This is a genomic window from Actinoallomurus sp. NBC_01490, from assembly GCF_036227085.1.
Classification (GTDB): Bacteria; Actinomycetota; Actinomycetes; order Streptosporangiales; family Streptosporangiaceae; genus Actinoallomurus; species Actinoallomurus oryzae.
This window is the reverse complement of record NZ_CP109433.1, coordinates 9029258-9047072: the sequence shown is the minus strand read 5'-3', so window position 1 is coordinate 9047072 and position 17815 is coordinate 9029258. Positions and strand designations below refer to the sequence as shown.

Here is a 17815-nt window from a genome sequence, read left to right as displayed (position 1 = left end):
TGCCAGAATCGTTCAAGAGTTGAACGCGATCTGGAGAACGAGCGCGAGCGCGCCGAGCACCTCCGCGCGGTCGCCGAGGACCCCGGGCACGATCGAGACCAGCGAGGCCGCGCTGGCGATCGCCGACCGTCTCACCGCCTCGGCCATCGGATCCAGCAGCAGGTCGCCCGCCCGCCCCAGATCGCCGCCGACCACGACCCGTGTGGGGTTCAGCAGGTTGCACAGGCTGGCCACGCCGGCGCCGACGTACCGGCCGGCGTCGCCGACCGCGCGGCGGCAGGGCGCGTCGCCGGCCAGGGCCAGTTCGACGATGCGCGCGGTGGTCAGCCCGTCGCCGTGCGCGTGCCGCAGCAGCTCGGCGAGATAACGGCCACCGGCGTAGGTCTCCAGGCAGCCGCGGTTGCCGCAGCGGCACATCGGCCCTCTCTCGTCGAGCGTGAGGTGCCCGAGCTCGCCCGCGGTGCCGCCGGGCCCGTGGTAGAGCCGGCCGCCGATGACGATGCCGGCGCCGACGCCCGAGCTGATCTTGATGTACGCGGCGTCGGCGTGGCCGTGCGCCGCGCCCCACGTCATCTCGCCGAGCGCGCCGAGGTTGGCGTCGTTGTCGACGTGCACGGGGCGGCCGAGGCGCCGGGCGGCCTCGTCGGCGGCGTGGATGCCGGCCCAGCCGGGCAGGATGGTGCTCGAGCCGATCGTGCCGGTCACCGCGTCGACCGGGCCGGGCACGCCGAGCCCGATCCCGACCACGTCGTCGCGCGTCGCGCCGGCGGACGTCAGCAGTTCGTCCATGAGACGCTCCGCCGCGGACAGCCCGTCGGCGGCGGACGCGCCGACGTCGAGCGGTATGACCCGCTCGGCGATGACCTCGCGGGCGAGGTTGCCGATCGCCACGCGCAGGTGCGAGTGACCGAAGTCGACACCGACGGCGAACCCGGCACCGGGCGCCAGCGACACCGCGCGGGCGCGCCGTCCACCGGCCGACGTGGGCCGGACGACCAGCAGCCCGTCGGCGGCGAGCTCCCGGACGATGTTGGACACGGTCGCACGGGACAACCCGGTGCTGCGCGCGATGTCGGCCTGGGTCGGCGCCCCGGACTCGCGCACCGCCTGGATGACCCGCCGCTGATTGGCCTCCCGCAGGGACGTCTGCGAGCCCGGCATCGCCACCATCGGTCCCCCAGCGGGTCTACGGTGTTCAAGAAGTGAACCACAGGTTACGCGCAACCATGGCCGGAGTCCCCGCCTCGATCGTCGCCGGTACGCGGCTCCCTTCTCCTGCTGTCGTTCCTTCTTCTTTCGCCGGCCGAAGCCGCCGTCGGGCGTCAACATTCTGTTGAGGAAATCCGCCGTGCGTAGGGGCGCCTTCGGAGCATCATTAACGACACTTCTGTCGTTGACGCTCATCTCTCGCGTAAGGCGCGATCCCTGTACGATCGGGCCATGGCGCAGTGGTCGGTAGAGCGGCCGGACACCGGCTCTGAAACAGTCATTCGCGGGGTCGGCGAAGCCGACGAGGGTCGCGTTCAGGTGACCGTGGTCGGCGAGCGGCTGGAGACCGTTCGTGTGGAGGCGAGGCTGCTCCGGTCGTCCCGGGAGGATGTGAGCCGGCTTCTCATTGAGGCGGTGAATGCCGCACTCGATGACTTCCGTTCGCGCCGTCTCGGCACCGAGGTCCCGGAATTCGATCTGCGTGAGGTCATCGCCGACCTGCGGAAGGCGAACGAGCAGTTCAAACACGACATGAACCAGCGCCTGGACTTCGCCGCGGAGGTCAGCGCCCAACTGCGTCAGTCGGGAGTCAAGGTCGCCGATCTGCCGGCCCTGAACGTCGACGACATGATCGATGAGGTGACCGACGTCCTGCGAACGGTGGACGAGGCGCGGAACCTCGGCGAGGAGGAGCTCACCGGTACGGGCGAGGCCCCCCGGGGCTCGGTGCGCGCGGTGTGCGTTCCCGGCAACCGGCTCAAATCGCTGGTCCTGGACGCCCGCGCGATGCGCGGCACCGTCGAGCTCGAACGGGACGTCGTGACGGCGGTGAACGCCGCACTGGACGACCTGGCCACCAAGACGCGGGACCGGCAGGCGGAGTCCGGCATCGACCCGGAGGCGATAAGAAAACAGCTCGGCCAGTTGCGGGAACGGAACATGGCCCGGCTGGAGTCCTACTTCCGGTCACTGAGTGATGTGGTCAACGGCATCGAGCCGGAGCGTTGAGGGAGCGAGGATGACCGAGCAGCAGATCCAGTACGACCGGCCGCAGCTCAAGCAGTCCGGCGACGGACTCGTGGCCGCCCATGAGAATGCGCGGACCCAGCTGAACAACACCCAGGCGCAGATCCAGGGCCTGGGCGAGTGGTGGAATCCCAACAAGGACCCGAACGACCTGATCGGTGGCCTGCTCGGTGGATGCTTCACGGCCGTCCACGAGATGATGATGTCCACCGGCCACCAGAACCTCGACGTGCTGCACGGCCACGGACAGGCGATGCAGGTGATGTCGGGGAACATGACCGGTGCCGAAGAGGCGAACACCGGCCTGTCCGGGCCGGTCCAGGCTTGATCCGAGCGCGAACCGAGTCGGCCGGGCGCGGCCGGAAAGGTGACATGATCCGATGGCGATAGAGCTCCCGGGCTGGATGGGCAAGCTGCTCAACCTCATGGGCATAGCCGGCGGGGCGGGCTGGACCAACGCCAACGAGGACGACGCGCACAAGGTCGGCAGGCTGTACCAGCAGCACGCGACCAGCCTGCAGCCCGCGGTGACCGACGCGAAGACTCACGGGCAGCGTGCGACCTCAGCCGTCCAGGGATCGGCCGGGACGCAGATGACCCAGACGGTCGACCATCCGCAGGGTCCGATCAAGAACCTCGACGACCACGGTAAGGGCGCGAACGTGGCGGCGTTCATCGGCGGCGGTGTGGTGCCGAACGGACTGAGCGCCTACAAGATTTTCAAGCTCGTCTCCGGTGCCTCCACCCTGGCGGAGATGGCCGCCTCCGCGCTCGTCCCCGGTGGGGAGGTCGCCTGGCCGGAGGAACTGGCGGTCGGCCGTCTCAGCCAGAACGCCGCGACGAACACGTTGGCCACCCTGATCATGGGGGGCGCGTAGCACCCCGGTGCTCTGGGACGGCGCCAAGACCGATGTGGTGAGGCGTCGGCGAGCGACCTCCGCGTGTCGCTCGCCACGGTCGAACAGCCGTCAACGCCCGGCAGGCCGTCTCTCGGGTCCGCCGGGCGTTCGCCTGAGGATGAAGGTGCGGTGTACCGCCGTCAGGAGTCGCTGTTGCGGTCGTCTCCAGGGCGGCCGCCGAAGCGGGAGAAGATCTTCTCGCCCACGTTGACCGCGCCCTCGGCCGCGTTCTTGACCACGCCGATGAACGGGTCCTCGCTACGGTTCCACGACTCGCGGTACGCGCGGGCGGCGTTCTTGATCTCTTCGGAGATCGAGGCGTTCGGGTCGTCGGCCCGGCGGGGGTAGTCACCCGCGAGGACGCGCTGGTATTCGCCCTCGGCGGCCCAGTGCTCCAGCTCCGCGAAGCGCACCACGGCGTACGGGTGGGAGCGGGTGAGCAGGTTGAGGAACTTCAGCAGCCCGTCGCGCACGTCGCCGGCCGCGTCGTACTCGCGGGCCTGCTCGCGGAACGCCTCGGAGCTCATCTCCGTCAGACGGCCGCCGCCGGCGAGCTTCATCAGGGCGCGCTTGCCCGCGTCGACGTCCTGGCCGGCGAGCAGCCCGGCGCGGTCGGCGGACAGCTCGGACTTGCGCTGCCATTCGTTGAGGCCCATGAGGATGCCCGAGATGGCGATGTTGCCGAGCGGCAGCCAGGCGATCCGCGCGCCGAGGTTGGTCAGGATCAGCGCCATCGTCCGGTACACCGCGTGCCCGGAGAGCACGTGCCCGACCTCGTGGGCCACGACGAACCGCAGCTCCTCGTCGTCGAGCAGGTCGACCAGGCCGGTGTTGAGCACGATGAACGGGTGGTCGGTGCCGATCGTCATGGCGTTCGGCGCGGGGTCCTGCGTGACGTACAGCTCCGGCACCTCGGGCAGGTCGAGGATGTAGGCGGCGTCGCGGACCATGTCGTTGATGTTGCGGAACTGCGTCTCACCCGCGCGTACGCTCCCGCCGAGGAACATCAACCGGATCGCGCGCTCGCTGAACAGACCCGCCAGGCGCTTGAGCACGGTGTCGAAGCCGGTCAGCGACCGCAGCGCGACCAGCGCCGACCGATCCGCGGGATGTTCGTAGGCGCGGGAGCTGATCCCGGGGAAACGCGTGCGTGAACGGTCGGGCGTATTGCTCGTCATGTCCGGCATGCTATGTCCGACGCTTGTCTCGCGCTCAGGGTTCCCCTTCCGCGTGTACCCGATCTATGGTCCGGTCATGGTGGAGGCGTACGGGCCCGGGCCCGAGGAGACGATGTCGCGAGACGAACGGGCCGCACTGCAGCAGACCCGGCTGCGCGAGCTGATCGACCGGCTCGTACGGGCCGGTGGCGTCCAGGGCGAGCGGCTGCGCGAGGCCGGCGTCACGGGGGGAGAGGACGTCGCGCTCGCCGACCTGCCCAAGCTGCCGTTCACCACCAAGCAGGACCTGTGGGACTCCTACCCCCACGGCATGCTGGCGGTGCCGATGCGCGACGTCGTCGCGGTGCACGGCTCCAGCGGCTCGCGCGGCCGGCCCACGCTCGTCCCGTACACGCGGGGCGACCTGGAGCTGTGGGCGGCGATGTGCGCGCGATCCCTGGTCTGCGCCGGCGCCGGCCCGGACAGTGTGGTGCACAACGCGTACGGCTACGGGCTGTTCACCGGCGGGCTCGGCATCCACCAGGGCGCGATCGCCCTCGGCGCGACCGTCGTGCCGATGTCCGGTGGCATGACCGAGCGGCAGGTCCGGCTGCTCGCCGACCTGCGGCCCGACATTCTGACCTGCACGCCGTCCTACGCGGTACGCCTGGGCGAGGCCGCGCGGGAGGCCGGGGTCGAGCTGAACCTCAAGGCGGGCCTGTTCGGCTCCGAGCCCTGGTCGGAGGAGATGCGCGGCACGATCGAGGACCTCCTCGGCCTGGCGGCGCTGGACATCTACGGCCTGTCGGAGGTCATCGGCCCGGGCGTGGCCACCGAGTGCCTCGAACGCGACGGCCTGCACGTCAACGAGGACCACTTCCTCGTCGAGGCGGTCGGCGAGGACGGCTCGCCGGTGCCGGAGGGCACGCCGGGCGAGCTGGTGTTCACCACGACGCGCGAGGCGATGCCCCTGCTGCGCTACCGCACCGGGGACGTCGCGTCGCTCACGACCGCGCCGTGCCCGTGCGGGCGCACGCTCGTACGGATGAGCAAGGTGCTGGGCCGACGCGACGACATGCTGGTCGTCCGCGGGGTGAACGTCTATCCGCGCGAGATCGAGGCGGTGCTGCTGCGGCACGCCTCGCCGCACTACCAGGTCATCGTCGACCGGCGGGCGACCATGCCCCGGCTGATCGTGGCGTGCGAGGAGGCGGACGCCGGGCTGGAGCAGGTGCTGTCGGCCGAACTGGGCCTGTCGTGCGAGGTCCGGGTACTGCCCGCCGGAACGGTCCCGCGCGTGGAGATCGGCAAGGCGGTCCGCGTGGTGACCTGGGAGTCCGGAGAGGCGCCGCTCCCCGGTCTGTGAATATCCTGATTGATCCCGATTTGCGACATAACGCCGTCGGCACCTGGCTAATCTTTACCGACCATTTGATCGGTGAGGGTTTCGGGACGGGGAGCGCGTGAGCGGTGCACAGGGTGGCTTCGTGCCGCCGGATGGCGGGCAGCGGACGGACGAGGGGCGGGACGGGGCGCCTTACGAGGCCGGAGCACGGTTACCGTACGAGGGGCGACCGGGTGCGTACGGCGCGCGGCCCGATTCCCACGGCGGGTGGCCCGGGGCGTACGGGATCGAGGCGCAGGCGGAGCCGTCGAGGCCGCGCCGTACGGGGCTGATCGTCGGGCTGGCGATCGGCGCGGTCGTCGTGGTGGGCGGCGCCGCGGCGCTGGTCGGCGTGGCGTCGTCATCCGATCACCACACCCGGCCGGATGCGGCCACGGGCACGCCTTCCAGTGACGCGACCTCGCCCGCGGACGCGAGCCCGGCGCACTCGCTCGTGCTGCCGAGGAGGGTCGGACCGTACCGGCGGCTGACGGGTAAGGCCGTGGACCGGATCGTCCGCACCACGCGTCAGTCGTTGGTCAAAGAAGGTGGCCAGTACGCCGATGTGTACGCCAAGTGGAAGATCGCGCTCTATACGAACGGCGGCCCCGCGGACCGTGGGCTGATGTTCATCGGCATGTCGGCCAAGGACAGTCCGAAGATCGCCGAACTGATGCGAACGACGTCCCCGTCGGAGGAGGTCGACCAGATGTTCCTCGCCGCGGGGGTGCACCAGACCACGAACTACCCGACCGGGCCTTTGGGCGGCGTACTCCGGTGCAGTAAGGGCGATCTGGAATATATGGGCGGGATGACCTGCGCCTGGGCGGACTCCTCCACTGTCGGCATGGCCTTCCAGCCCAAGAAGTCGGCCGCGACGCTCGCGAGGATCACCCTCCGCCTGCGCAACGCCGCCGAACGCTGACGTTTCCCGATGCGTGTCATACCTCCACAAAAGGTTTTATAGCGACATTAAGGCCTAATAGTGGATAATCAATCCACTATTCGGAGGCATGTGGGGATGGGGACGCGTGAGCGGTGGGCGGGGCGGCTTCGTGCCGCCGGATGGCGGGCAGTGGCCGGACGAGCCCCGGGACGGGGTGCCATACGGAGCTGGAGCACAGCCGCCGTACGAGGGAGGACCGGGTGGTGCGTACGGCGAGCGGCGTGAGCCGTACGGCGGGCAGGCCGTGGCGTACGGCGGGCAGCCTGGGGCGCGGTCTGACCCGCACGGCGCGCGGTTCGCGTCGTTCGGACCCGAGCCGTGGGCGGAGCCGTCGAGCCGGCGCCGGACGGGGCTGATCGTCGGGCTGGTGATCGGCGCGGTCGTCGTGCTGGGCGGCGTCGCCACGCTGGCCGGCGTGGTTTTGTCATCCGACGGCCACCACCCCCGGCCGGATGCGGCCGGCGCGCCGGCCGGCGACGCGACGTCGCCGGCGGCCGAGAGCGTGACGCACTCCATCGTGCCCCCGAGGACCGTTGGAGCGTACCGACGCCTGACCGGGAACGTCGCGGATCGGATCGTCCACACGATGCGCCAGGCGATGACCAAGGAGAATGGGAAGTACGCCGATGTATACGCGAAGTGGAAGATCGCGATCTACACCTACGGTGGCGACCCCGGCCGTCGGCTGATCTTCACCGGTATGTCGGCCAAGGACAGCCCGGAGATGGCCGAAGCGATGCGATCGACGTCCCCGTCGGAGGAGGTCGACCAGCTGTTTCTCGGCACGGGAGTGGACCAGACCAAGGACTACGCGCCAGGGCACTTCGGCGGTGTACTCCGCTGCGGTAACGGTGATTTGGGGGGCGTGACCGCGATGGTCTGCGCGTGGGCGGACTCCTCCACTTTCGGCATGGTCGTCGAGCCCCACAGGTCGGCCGCGACGTTGGCGAGGGTCACCCTCCGGCTCCGCAACGTTGCCGAACGCTGACGTTTCCCCGATTCGTAACAGACTTCAACAAACGGTTTTCTAGCGACATCGAGGCGTCCATTAGGGATAATTCATCCACCATTCAGGGGGAGTGCGGGGGTGCGGGTCCGTGAACGATGGGCAGGACGACAGACCGGGGTTCGTGCCGCCGGACGGCGAGCCCCGGCCCGATGAGGACCTGTCGGTGCAGAGCGGCGCGCCGCGCGGCCCGGAGAGCCACGAGGGAACGTACGCCGACGGCGCGCCGCCCGGGTCGTACGGCGCGCCGGGTCCGTGGCCGTACGGGCCGGGTCCGCGACCGCCGAGGAAGAATCGCCGTGGACTGGTCATCGGGCTCGTCATCGTGGCCGCCGTCGTGCTCGCCGGCATGTCCGTGCTGCTCGAGAAGGCCTACTCTCCTGCCGGGGACACGGACGACGTCGGCTCTCCGGGCGCCACACACGAGGTGCACGCGATCGTTCTCCCCGAATCGTTCGGCCACTACCGGCGGATGACCGGAAGCGACGCGCAGCGGATCGAGAAGGACCTGCGCCAGGAGATGGCGCCGCAGGGCGGCGCGTTCGCGCAGGCGAAGACCGCCATATACGAGAAGCGCGGAAGCACCGAGCCTCCCATCGTCTTCATCGGGCTCTCGGCGAAGGACGGCCCGGCGGCGGCGGAGCAGTTGCGCTCCGGCTCGCCGTCGGAGCAGGTCGACTGGGTGTTCGAGGGCGTGGGGCTGAAGGGCGGAGCGAAGGACTACGCGGCCGGGCCGTTCGGCGGTGTGCTCCGCTGCGGGGCGGGCAGGGACGAGAGCGGGCCGATGGCGGCCTGCGCCTGGGCGGACGCCTCGACCGTGGGCATGATGTTCCGATCGGGGAGCGGCAGCGTCGCGTCCCTGGCCGGCGTCGCGCTCGAACTGCGCAACGCCGCCGAGCGCTGAGTCTTGCGGCGAATCGAGGGGGCGTGCGAATCGGACGTCGGTGTCGATGGTTAGGGTCGCGCCATGAAACGTCGACTCGGGGTCATGGGCGGCACCTTCGATCCCATCCACCACGGGCACCTCGTGGCCGCGAGCGAGGTGGCGCACCTGTTCGCGCTGGACGAGGTGGTCTTCGTGCCGACCGGCCAGCCGTGGATGAAGGAGGGGCGCAAGACGTCCCCGGCCGAGGACCGCTACCTGATGACGGTCATCGCCACCGCGTCCAACCCCAGGTTCTCGGTCAGCCGCGTCGACATCGACCGGCCAGGGAAGACCTACACCATCGACACGTTGCGGGAGATGCGCGAAATACACGGGCCGGACGTCGAGTTGTTCTTCATAACCGGCGCCGACGCTCTGGCCGAGATCTTGTCCTGGCGTGACGCGGATGAGCTCTTCAACCTCGCGCATTTCATAGGCTGTACGCGTCCCGGCCACAACCTCACCGACCCCGGGCTCCCCGGGGGCGGGGTGAGTCTCGTCGAGGTACCCGCTCTGGCGATCTCATCGACGGAGTGCCGCGAACGCGTACGCGCCGGTGAGCCCGTGTGGTACCTGGTGCCAGACGGAATCGTGCAGTACATCAATAAACGAGGGCTTTATCGTGGCGACTGACGACGAAGCCCCCGCAGGGAGGAACACGACAGCATCGTGACCGCATCCGACAGGGCCAACCAGCTGGTCCAGATCGCCGCCGAGGCCGCGGCGGAGAAGCTGGCCGAGAACATCATCGCCTATGACGTGAGCGAGCAGCTCGTCATCACGGACGCCTTCCTTCTCTGCTCGGCCGCCAACGACCGCCAGGTGCGCTCGATCGTCGACGAGGTCGAGAGGCGTCTGCGTGAGGACGCCGACGCCAAGCCGGTCCGTCGCGAGGGCGAGCGTGAGGGCCGCTGGGTGCTTCTCGACTACTCCGACATCATCGTGCACATCCAGCACGAAGAGGACCGCGTCTACTACGCGCTCGAGCGCCTGTGGAAGGACTGCCCGGAGATGGCCCTGCCCGAGGACGTGAACGCCCACGCGACACAGCGTGTACGCGCGGGTGAGGGCCGGTGAGCCCCGAGATCCTGCCGGACGACGAAGGCGGGCGGCTCACCGCGTCGCACGCGGGGAAGCGCGGCGCCTGCGGAGCGCCTTCGCGGGAGGGCTCATGAGCGAGCGGAGCGAGCGAATCAAAGAACACGCGCGCCTGGTCTCTCCTCCGACGAAGGAGGGCTCATGAGCGAGCGGAGCGAGCGAATCGAAGAACACGCGCGCCTGGTCTCTCCTCCGACGAAGGAGGGCTCATGAGCGAGCGGAGCGAGCGAATCGAAGAACACGCGCGCCTGGTCTCTCCTCCGACGAAGGAGGGCTCATGAGCGAGCGGAGCGAGCGAATCGAAGAACACGCGCGCCTGGTCTCTCCTCCGACGAAGGAGGGCTCATGAGCGAGCGGAGCGAGCGAATCGAAGAACACGCGCGCCTGGTCACTCCCCCGACGAAGGAGGGCCCATGAGCGAGTCGCGCAAGATCGTGCTGTGGCGGCACGGTCAGACGACCTGGAACGTCGAACGCCGCTTCCAGGGCACGACCGACATCCCCCTGGACGAGACCGGCGTCCAGCAGGCGGCCCGCTCCGCCCGGCTCCTCGCCGCCCTCCGCCCGACCGTGATCGTCTCGTCCCCGCTGCAGCGGGCCAGCGCCACCGCCGGTGCGCTGAGCGAGGTCACCGGCCTGCCGGTCACCCACGACCCGGACCTGATCGAACGCGGCGGCGGAGCCTGGGAGGGCCTGACCAACCACGAGATCCGCACCCGCTATCCGAGCGAACACGCGATCTGGCAGCCGCCGGGCGGCGAGACCACCGAGCAGGTGGCCAAGCGCTTCAGCGCCGCCCTCGAACGCGCGCTGGCCCGCATCCCCGACGACGGCCTGCTCGTCGTGGTCTCCCACGGCGCGGCGGTCCGCATCGGCATGCTGCACTGGCTCGGCTTCCCTGAGGAGCTCTGGGCCCGCTTCGGAGGCCTGTCGAACTGCTCCTGGTCGGTGCTGGAGGAGGGCCGGCTCGGCTGGCGTCTGGTCGAGCACAACGCCGGTACGCTGCCGGAACCCGTCCTGAGCGACGACCGCGCCGCGAGTGACGGCTGATCGATTACAGGTATGGCCGTCAGGTCCGATACACTGACGGGGCGTCGCAGGGAGACCTGAAAGACGCGAGGGGCTATGGCGCAGTTGGTAGCGCGCCTCCATGGCATGGAGGAGGTCTGGGGTTCGAATCCCCATAGCTCCACGGGCTGGCTCATCGTGCTCACCGCCCCCTTCGGGGGGCGGTTTCGCGGTGGGCCGCTATTTTTTTGGGGGGGCGACCCCCCATTCCCCCCGATGTGGGGGCTTGCGCCCCCACGCCCCCTTCCGGTTCGGTCGGAGGAGGGGCTTTTTTGTTTTATGGGGATCGCCGGACCCGTGAGCTTCGTACGGGCCCGGCGGGAGCGAGGGTCAGAGGTCGGTGTTCTGGCGTGCGGACGGTGATGTGACCGTTACCGTCTCCATTAGCGGGCGGGGCTTGGTCGGTGTGCATCCGGCCGTGAGCCGGCCGACGCGGGCGACCTTTGCGGTGAGGGCCACGTTGGCGCCGCGGAAGTGGTCCGTGCCGTGCGCTCGCGGCGTCCAGGAGCCGAACAGGTCACCGCTGATCGGCTGGCGTGGCGTCACCGGGCCACCGGTCCCCGTCATGCGGAACGACGTCGACTGCGCGCCGGTGACGTCGATCTCGGCGACCGCGGTCCACGAGTCGATCGCGACCGGCGTGCGCAGGTTCAGCCGGGAGATGTGCAGCTGGAAGCGGACCGGCCGGCCCGGCGTCGCGCGCTCGGGCGAGGCGGTCAGCCGCCCGTCGATGGTGACCGACCGGGATCCCAGCACCGGGACGCTGCAGGTGTAGGTGGCCGAGAAGCTCGACGCCTCCGCGGGCCCGTACGGCATGACGACGACGGTGCCGCCGATCGCGATCACCGTGCCGGCGGTCACGGCGTTTCGTCGGATGGATTTGATCATCTTCTGTTTCCCCCGTCGAGTTCGACCTGCCGGACGCCGTGGCCGGCGTCCGCAGAAGGTCTCCCCGCGAGATCATCATGACCGTGACCCGCACCGGGGTCTTTTTACCGGCGGCGGCGAAGATCACTACCTGCGGCTGGCGATCGCGGTCTAATTCGATTGCCGGGACGGGCTGGGGGCTCCTACGGTGAGCGCATGACGTGCTTCATGAACATGGTGCGCCGTGGTCGCCTCCGGGCGGTCGCGGCGGGCGTGGGGCTGGCATCCGCTCGTTGACGAGTGGGCCCGGCGCGTCGTCGAGGACGCACGCGTACGCCCGGGGCAGCTCGTGCTCGACATCGGCGCCGGCCGTGGCGCGCTGACCACTCATCTGGTCGCCGCCGGGGCCCGGGTCGTCGCCGTCGAGGCGCATCCCGGCCGGGCCGAGCGGCTGCGCGAGCGGTTCGACGGCGCGGACGTGACGGTCGTCGAGACCGACGCGCTGGCCGTGCGGCTGCCGCGCCGGCCCTTCCGCGTGGTCGCCAGCCCGCCGTACGCGATCTCCAGTGAGCTGCTGCGGCTTCTGCTCGCGCCGCGGTCGCGGCTGGTCGCCGCCGACCTGGTCCTCCAACGGGCGGTGGTCCGGCGTTACACCGAGGGCCGTTCGCGGCCGGGCCGCTGGGACGTCCGCGCCGGCCGCGCGCTGCCACGCCACGCCTTCCGCCCTCCGCCGAAGGTCGACTCGTCCGTCCTCGTCGTACGCCGCCGGCGTTAGGCCGTGTTCAAGAAGCGCGGTCGAGGGGTCGTGGCCATTCACCGATGGCGGCAATGGCCTCGACAGTGGTTCTTGCGCAGCCGGGCGGGTCTGAGCGGCGTCAGTCGCCGCCGGCGATGAAGCCGGCTATGGCGGCAGCGACGGCTTCGGGCTGCTCATCGGGGATGAAGTGCCCGGCGTCGGGCACGACGACTCCGGTGGTGTTGTCGGCCCATGGGCTGATGGAGGCTGCCATGTCCGGGATGGAGCCGTGGCTGCTGGATATTCCGAGGATGGGCACGGTCAGGTGCTGCCGGTTGAGCGCCTGGTGGTTCTTGCGCGCCGACTCGGCGGCGTCTCGGTAGTAGGCGAGGGAGGCGCGGAGGCCGCCCTCGGCGGCGAGGGCCGCCGCGTAGTGGTCGAGGTCGGCGTCGTCGAACGTGCCGGGAGCGAGGGCCTTCACCTTCAGGAACCAGCCGACGTACTCCCGTTCGCGGCCGGCGAGCAGGGTCTCGGGCAGGTCGGGCACGAGGTGGAACGCGAAATGCCAGGTCTTCCACGCCCGGGCCGGGTCGGTGGGAATCGTTTCCGGCAGGGTGATGCCGGGGATGCCGGCGTCGAGCAGGGCGACCCCGCGCAGTTCGCTCGCGTAGTCGAGGGCGAGGGAGAAGGCGACCCAGGCGCCGATGTCGTGGGCGGCCAGCCAGTAGGCGGGCACTCCGAGCGCCCTTACGGCGGCGTGGACGTGGGCGGCGACCGTGTGGGTGTCGTAGCTGAGCTCCGGGCGCTCGGAGTGGCCCTGGCCCGGCAGGTCGATCGCGATGACGCGGAACCGGCCGGCGAGGCTGGGCATGACCTTTCGCCAAGCCCACCAGGTTTGCGGGAACCCGGCGAGCAGGACGACGGCCGGGCCGGTCGGCCGGCCGCCTTCGACGGCGTGAAGGCGGACGCCGTCCGCGTCGACCCAGCGGTGGGTGAATCCGGCCAGGTCGTGCAGGGGCAGGTCGTGCAGGGGCAGGTCGCGGACGGGGTTACTTTCGGAGACGGTCATGGGATCCTCCATCGGTGTTGGGGCGTGCCGGCCGGGCGGTTCGCCCGAGGGCCAGGCCCGCGAGGGCGACGCAGATGACGAGGGCGGCCAGCGTGGTGCTCGAAATCCGGGTCCCGGCGGCCTGATCGATGAGGCCCAGCAGCAGGACGGGGACGGCGAGCCCGGAATAGATGAACAGGAAGTACGTCGCGCTGAGCTCAGCCCGGTTGCCGGGATCGCACAGTGCGTCCGTGACGCCGAGGCCGTGGCGGAACAAAGTCCCCACAGCCGCCCCGGCGAAGACGGTGCCGACGATGAAGACGGGCGCGGAGTGGATCCAGAGCGCCGCCTCGATGACGATCATCCCGATGGCCAGCAGGGCTGTCCCGGTGCTACGCCGCAGGATGGCCGGCGGTGCGATGACCTGAGCCAGCAGTGCGCTGATGAACAGGGTTCCGATGCCCGCGCCGATGACGGCCCGGTTCGATATGCCCAGGTCGTCACGGAGGAACGCCGGGGCCAGAGACGAGAAGAAGCCGTTCACGCCGAAGGCGGCGGCGGCGAGCACGCCGCCGGCGAGAAACGAGCGGGCGCGGCCCGCGCCGCGAGGAAGTGCCGGCCGGCGAATCCGCGGCTGCCAGCGGGTCCTTCGACCTGAAGTCTCGGGGACTTTCTGCCAGGCAATGCCCGCCACGGCGCAGACGACCAGGTAGCACCAGAACACGGTGCGGGTCGGTGCCGGGACGAACTGCGCGAGCAGGCCCGCGGCGATGGTGCCGAGACTCAGGCCGCCGACGTTGGCGGCGGCGGCCAGCACGGATGCGGCCTTGCGGCCGGGCACGATTTCCGCGATCGAGGAGGTCGCCGCCGCGGTGATGAGGCCGGTCGCCGTGCCGCTGAGGACCCGTGAGATCAGCAGGACGGTCAGGCCGCCGGCGAGCGCGAATCCGAGGGTGCTGAGCGCTGCGAGCGCGAGCGCCAGCGCGAGGACGGGACGGCGCCCGATCGCGTCGGACAGCGAGCCGGCCACGAGCAGCGTGCCGGCGACTCCTATCACGTAGGCGATGAAGACGAGGGCGGTGGTGACGGGCCCGAAGCCGAACTGCGACGCCCACAGGTCGTAGAGCGGGACGGTCAGGTTCCCGCCGGCCATGACGACGGCGTAGATGAAGACGACGGCGGCGGCCGGGGTCGCGTGGTGCGTCTGCCGCGCCGTCTCGGTTTGCGGGGGACACCTGGTCACGATCATGCCCGAAGGCTAACACATCTTGAACCGATCAGTTCAAGATGGGATGATGGGCAGCATCCGGAACACCGACACACCGGCAAGGAAGTGCCACGTGGCAGGCAAGAAGCAGTTCGACATGGACGCGGCGCTCGACGCCGCGATGATCCAGTTCTGGCGCGCCGGCTACGCCGACACCTCGGTAGACGACCTGTCCCGGGCGACCGGGCTGAACCGCAGCTCGATCTACTCCTCGCTCGGCGACAAGGACACGCTGTTCCTGCGCTGCCTGGATCGCTACGCCGCGCGCTACGGCGACAAGTACGACGCCGCCCTGTCGTGTGCGGCCTCCGAGCCCCTTGCGGCCGTCCGCGCGTTCTTCGACGTCACCCTCGAGCGCATCGCCGATTCCGAACTGCCCGATGGATGCCTGATCGCCCAGTCGGCCATGGCGATCCCGGTGCTGAGCCCGGCCGTCGCGGCGCACGCCAAGGAGGCGCTCGGCTTCCAGCGCCTGCGCCTGCGTGCCGCGCTGAAGGCCGGCCGAATGGCCGACCAGGACGCCGAGGCCTTCGCCGTACACGCGGCGGCCGTGAACCAGTCTCTCGCCGTCATGAGCAGAGCCGGGGCGAGCCCGGCACAGCTCCGGGCCATAGTGGACGTGACCATTGACGCGCTCGCACAGGCGTTGGGCGTGCGGGGCGAGGCCTAGCGGTGTCGTCGGGGGCCCGCGCCTGAGCTCTCGCGGACGCGGAGCTCGTGGCTCACGGTCACCTCGCGGGGCGGGGAGTCGACGGCGGCGATGCGGTCCAGCAGCAGGCGCAGGGCCGAGCGGGCGATGCCGGCCTTGTCCGGGCTGATGGTCGTCAGGCTCGGCACGTTGTACCGGCCGTCATCGATGTCGTCGAAGCCCACCACCGCGACGTCCTCGGGGATGCGGTAGCCGCGGTCGTACAGCGTCCGCATCGCGCCCAGGGCCAGTGTGTCGTTGAAGCAGAACAAAGCGTCCGGTGGGTTCTCCAGCTCGGTCAGGTACGCCGCCGCCTCCGCGCCGTCGCGGCGGTGGTACTGCCGGGCGGACACGATCAGCGACTCCTCCACCGGCAGCCCGGCGTCCTTCAGCGCGGCGCGGTAGCCGCTCTCGCGCATGCTCGACGTGCTCTGCTCGTACGACGGCTGCGTGCCGATCGCGGCGATGCGGCGACGGCCCTGACCCGCCAGGTGCGCGGTGGCGGTGCGGGCGGCGGAGACATTGTCGATCGCGACGTGGTCGGCGGTGCCGGCCGATACCCGTTCGCCGAGCAGCACCAGCGGTGTCGTGTCCACGCGGCGGGCGATGTCGAGGTGGTCCATGGCGACCGGGCTGAAGACGATGCCGTCGACCAGCCGGGCGCCCATGCCGTCGATGACGTACTGCTCGCGTTTCGGATCGCCGCCGGTCTGGTCGATCAGGATCGTGTAGCCGTGCTCCTCGGCGGTGTCGACGATGAGCCGGGCCAGTTCGGCGAAGTACGGGACGTCGACCTCGGAGACGGCGAGGGCCAGGATGCCCGTACGGCCGCGGCGCAGGTTGCGGGCGCTGATGTTGGGCCGGTAGCCGAGGTCGGCGATGGCGCGCTGGACGCGCTCGCGGGTCGCGGCACCGACGTGCGCGCCGTTGATGACGTTCGAGACGGTCTTGACCGACACTCCGGCACGGGCGGCCACGTCCTTCATGCTCGCCGAGCGGCGTCCTGGCTGCGCGGACGTGCTGGTCATCCCCGACCCCCTCTTGTCGCCGGACGAGAGTATATCGATTACTACATCGATGGAATTCTCACGATGGGCGATGTGAACTACTTCGAGGTGAAGGGTGTACATCGTTTACCTTCCCGAGTATGGTCCCGATAACTCCGGCCCGGTGACGAGAAAACGGGCCGGCTCATCGGTGCCGATGAGGGAGGAGACGCCGTGGACCTACGCAGGAAGCTCACCGTGTTCGCCGCGCTGGCGACGCTCGGCGCCGCCGCCGCGTGCGGTGGGTCCGGCTCGTCGGGCGACAAGAGCGGTGGCACCGTCACGTTGTCGTTCTGGAACGGCTTCACCGGAGGCGACCGGCCCGGCGTCGAGCATCTGGTCGACGAGTTCAACAGGTCGCACCCGAAGATCCACCTGAACATGCAGATCATGCCGTGGGACGTCTTCTACCAGAAGCTGCTGCCCGCCTACGGCGCCGGCAAGGGTCCCGACATGACCGCGATGAGTTCCAACCAGGTGGCGCAGTACGCCGCCAAGCGCGTCTTCCAGCCGCTCGACGACGCCTTCTCCACCGGCCTCGACAAGTCGAAGATCGTGCCCGGCGCGCTGCAGGCGGGTCGGTACGCCGGCAAGCAGTACGGTCTGCCGGCCAACTTCACCCCGCTCCTCCTCTACTACAACAAGAAGCTGTTCAAGCAGGCCGGCATCGCGGCGCCGCCGGCGAACTGGGACGAGTGGATCGCCGACCTGAAGAAGCTCACCAAGGGCAAGGGGCCGGGCGGCAAGCCGGCGCAGTACGGGCTGACCATGGGCACGCACGAGACGGTCGAGGGCATCCCGATCCTGCTGGCCGGTCAGGGCGGCGGCGTCATCGCCGACGACGGCAAGACCGTCACCCTGGACGGCCCCCAGTCGATCCAGGCCATGACCACGTGGACGAACCTGGTCCGCACGAACCACGTCATGCCGGTGGGCACGTCCGGCGCGGACGCCGACAAGCTCATGCAGTCCGGTGACGCGGCGATGGAGATCAACGGTCCCTGGCTGACGTCCTCGCTGGAACAGTCGAAGATCGACTACGGCCTCGCGATGGTGCCCGCCGGACCGGCCGCGCAGACGACGCTCAGCGACAGCGTGCAGTTCTCGCTCGGTAGCCGCGCGACCGGCGCGAAGAAGAAGGCGGCCGAGGAGTTCTTCTCGTACTGGAACTCCCGCGACTCCCAGATCTACTTCGCCAACACCACCGGATTCCCGCCCACCCGTACCGACATCGGCGCGTCGGACCTGAAGAACCCCAACGTCGCGGTGTTCGCCAAGTACGCGCCGAAGGCCGTGCCGTTCCTGCCCGGCCAGACCAAGTTCGCGCAGATGCAGAGCGAGGTCATCGACCCGGGGTTCGAGAAGATCCTGAACGGCCAGGGCGATCCGGCGACGGTGCTGAAACAGAGTGCGGGGCAGCTCCGGACCCTGCTGTCGGGGAGCTGA

19 protein-coding genes and 1 tRNA gene are annotated in these 17815 nt (G+C 69.9%); 14 read left to right on the top strand and 6 right to left on the bottom strand.

The window, feature by feature from the left end; genetic code table 11:
- Positions 1-12: 12 nt before the first annotated feature.
- The gene (locus OG417_RS41780; protein ID WP_329241203.1) at positions 13-1161 is read right to left on the bottom strand and encodes an ROK family transcriptional regulator; all 1149 of its coding nucleotides are present in this window, start codon (positions 1159-1161) and stop codon (positions 13-15) included.
- A gap of 462 nt (positions 1162-1623) precedes the next feature.
- On the opposite strand from OG417_RS41780, the gene OG417_RS41775 reads away from it, so the two are divergent.
- The 3 genes from OG417_RS41775 to OG417_RS41765 are packed head-to-tail and all read left to right on the top strand — an operon-like array spanning position 1624 to position 3113.
- Positions 1624-2217 (top strand): hypothetical protein, encoded by a 594-nt coding sequence (locus tag OG417_RS41775; RefSeq protein WP_329241200.1) that lies wholly within the window; start codon positions 1624-1626, stop codon positions 2215-2217.
- Positions 2218-2227: 10 nt separating this feature from the next.
- A complete protein-coding gene (locus OG417_RS41770; RefSeq protein WP_329241198.1) occupies positions 2228-2563 on the top strand; it encodes a hypothetical protein in 336 nt (111 codons plus the stop codon).
- A gap of 52 nt (positions 2564-2615) precedes the next feature.
- Positions 2616-3113: a WXG100-like domain-containing protein gene (locus tag OG417_RS41765; protein ID WP_329241193.1), complete on the top strand. Its 498-nt coding sequence runs from the start codon at positions 2616-2618 to the stop codon at positions 3111-3113.
- Between the two features lie 161 nt (positions 3114-3274).
- Here OG417_RS41765 and OG417_RS41760 read toward each other — a convergent pair whose 3' ends face one another.
- Positions 3275-4312, bottom strand: a complete 1038-nt coding sequence (locus OG417_RS41760) for a M48 family metallopeptidase (RefSeq protein WP_329241190.1) — start codon at positions 4310-4312, stop codon at positions 3275-3277.
- A gap of 76 nt (positions 4313-4388) precedes the next feature.
- On the opposite strand from OG417_RS41760, the gene OG417_RS41755 reads away from it, so the two are divergent.
- The 8 genes from OG417_RS41755 to OG417_RS41720 all read left to right on the top strand — a co-directional run bounded on the left by OG417_RS41755 (position 4389) and on the right by OG417_RS41720 (position 10841).
- Positions 4389-5657 (top strand): phenylacetate--CoA ligase family protein, encoded by a 1269-nt coding sequence (locus tag OG417_RS41755; protein WP_329241187.1) that lies wholly within the window; start codon positions 4389-4391, stop codon positions 5655-5657.
- Between the two features lie 97 nt (positions 5658-5754).
- Positions 5755-6600 carry a hypothetical protein gene (locus OG417_RS41750; protein ID WP_329241184.1) on the top strand — a complete coding sequence of 282 codons (846 nt, stop codon included), beginning with the start codon at positions 5755-5757 and terminating at the stop codon, positions 6598-6600.
- Positions 6601-6706: 106 nt separating this feature from the next.
- The gene (locus OG417_RS41745; protein WP_329241181.1) at positions 6707-7609 is read left to right on the top strand and encodes a hypothetical protein; all 903 of its coding nucleotides are present in this window, start codon (positions 6707-6709) and stop codon (positions 7607-7609) included.
- Between the two features lie 109 nt (positions 7610-7718).
- Positions 7719-8531 carry a hypothetical protein gene (locus OG417_RS41740; RefSeq protein ID WP_329241179.1) on the top strand — a complete coding sequence of 271 codons (813 nt, stop codon included), beginning with the start codon at positions 7719-7721 and terminating at the stop codon, positions 8529-8531.
- Positions 8532-8594: 63 nt separating this feature from the next.
- On the top strand, positions 8595-9185 hold the full coding sequence (nadD, locus tag OG417_RS41735; protein WP_329241176.1) for a nicotinate-nucleotide adenylyltransferase: 591 nt from the start codon (positions 8595-8597) through the stop codon (positions 9183-9185).
- A 36-nt stretch (positions 9186-9221) separates the two neighbouring features.
- Complete coding sequence (gene rsfS / locus OG417_RS41730; protein WP_329241172.1) at positions 9222-9629, top strand: ribosome silencing factor; 408 nt, start codon at positions 9222-9224, stop codon at positions 9627-9629.
- 434 nt (positions 9630-10063) lie between these two features.
- Positions 10064-10699: a histidine phosphatase family protein gene (locus OG417_RS41725; protein ID WP_329241169.1), complete on the top strand. Its 636-nt coding sequence runs from the start codon at positions 10064-10066 to the stop codon at positions 10697-10699.
- A gap of 69 nt (positions 10700-10768) precedes the next feature.
- A tRNA-Ala gene (locus OG417_RS41720) sits at positions 10769-10841 on the top strand.
- 206 nt (positions 10842-11047) lie between these two features.
- On the opposite strand, the gene OG417_RS41715 is transcribed toward OG417_RS41720, so the two are convergent.
- Positions 11048-11605 carry a hypothetical protein gene (locus OG417_RS41715; protein WP_329241166.1) on the bottom strand — a complete coding sequence of 186 codons (558 nt, stop codon included), beginning with the start codon at positions 11603-11605 and terminating at the stop codon, positions 11048-11050.
- 223 nt (positions 11606-11828) lie between these two features.
- Between OG417_RS41715 and OG417_RS41710 the strand changes: the two genes are divergently transcribed.
- On the top strand, positions 11829-12359 hold the full coding sequence (locus tag OG417_RS41710) for an rRNA adenine N-6-methyltransferase family protein (RefSeq protein WP_329241164.1): 531 nt from the start codon (positions 11829-11831) through the stop codon (positions 12357-12359).
- A gap of 100 nt (positions 12360-12459) precedes the next feature.
- On the opposite strand, the gene OG417_RS41705 is transcribed toward OG417_RS41710, so the two are convergent.
- Both OG417_RS41705 and OG417_RS41700 read right to left on the bottom strand, forming a co-directional pair.
- Positions 12460-13389 (bottom strand): alpha/beta fold hydrolase, encoded by a 930-nt coding sequence (locus OG417_RS41705; protein WP_329241161.1) that lies wholly within the window; start codon positions 13387-13389, stop codon positions 12460-12462.
- A complete protein-coding gene (locus tag OG417_RS41700; RefSeq protein WP_329241159.1) occupies positions 13370-14617 on the bottom strand; it encodes an MFS transporter in 1248 nt (415 codons plus the stop codon). The genes OG417_RS41705 and OG417_RS41700 overlap by 20 nt, the downstream gene beginning before the upstream one ends.
- A gap of 91 nt (positions 14618-14708) precedes the next feature.
- Between OG417_RS41700 and OG417_RS41695 the strand changes: the two genes are divergently transcribed.
- Positions 14709-15305 carry a TetR/AcrR family transcriptional regulator gene (locus OG417_RS41695; RefSeq protein WP_329241156.1) on the top strand — a complete coding sequence of 199 codons (597 nt, stop codon included), beginning with the start codon at positions 14709-14711 and terminating at the stop codon, positions 15303-15305.
- Here the strand turns inward: OG417_RS41695 and OG417_RS41690 are convergent.
- Entirely contained in the window at positions 15302-16351 is a 1050-nt protein-coding gene (locus OG417_RS41690; protein ID WP_329241154.1) for a LacI family DNA-binding transcriptional regulator, read from the bottom strand. The two genes, OG417_RS41695 and OG417_RS41690, sit on opposite strands and share 4 nt — an antisense overlap.
- A gap of 192 nt (positions 16352-16543) precedes the next feature.
- Between OG417_RS41690 and OG417_RS41685 the strand changes: the two genes are divergently transcribed.
- Positions 16544-17815: an ABC transporter substrate-binding protein gene (locus OG417_RS41685; protein ID WP_329241152.1), complete on the top strand. Its 1272-nt coding sequence runs from the start codon at positions 16544-16546 to the stop codon at positions 17813-17815.

Bases quoted from the DNA above. Each gene is read 5' to 3' on its own strand.
- OG417_RS41700 (WP_329241159.1), bottom strand. From the start codon at position 14,617: ATGATCGTGACCAGGTGTCCCCCGCAAACCGAGACGGCGCGGCAGACG.
- OG417_RS41755 (WP_329241187.1), top strand. From the start codon at position 4,389: ATGGTGGAGGCGTACGGGCCCGGGCCCGAGGAGACGATGTCGCGAGAC.
- nadD (WP_329241176.1), top strand. From the start codon at position 8,595: ATGAAACGTCGACTCGGGGTCATGGGCGGCACCTTCGATCCCATCCAC.
- OG417_RS41725 (WP_329241169.1), top strand. From the start codon at position 10,064: ATGAGCGAGTCGCGCAAGATCGTGCTGTGGCGGCACGGTCAGACGACC.
- OG417_RS41705 (WP_329241161.1), bottom strand. From the start codon at position 13,389: ATGACCGTCTCCGAAAGTAACCCCGTCCGCGACCTGCCCCTGCACGAC.
- OG417_RS41780 (WP_329241203.1), bottom strand. From the start codon at position 1,161: ATGCCGGGCTCGCAGACGTCCCTGCGGGAGGCCAATCAGCGGCGGGTC.
- OG417_RS41715 (WP_329241166.1), bottom strand. From the start codon at position 11,605: ATGATCAAATCCATCCGACGAAACGCCGTGACCGCCGGCACGGTGATC.
- OG417_RS41770 (WP_329241198.1), top strand. From the start codon at position 2,228: ATGACCGAGCAGCAGATCCAGTACGACCGGCCGCAGCTCAAGCAGTCC.
- OG417_RS41765 (WP_329241193.1), top strand. From the start codon at position 2,616: ATGGCGATAGAGCTCCCGGGCTGGATGGGCAAGCTGCTCAACCTCATG.
- OG417_RS41760 (WP_329241190.1), bottom strand. From the start codon at position 4,312: ATGACGAGCAATACGCCCGACCGTTCACGCACGCGTTTCCCCGGGATC.
- OG417_RS41690 (WP_329241154.1), bottom strand. From the start codon at position 16,351: ATGACCAGCACGTCCGCGCAGCCAGGACGCCGCTCGGCGAGCATGAAG.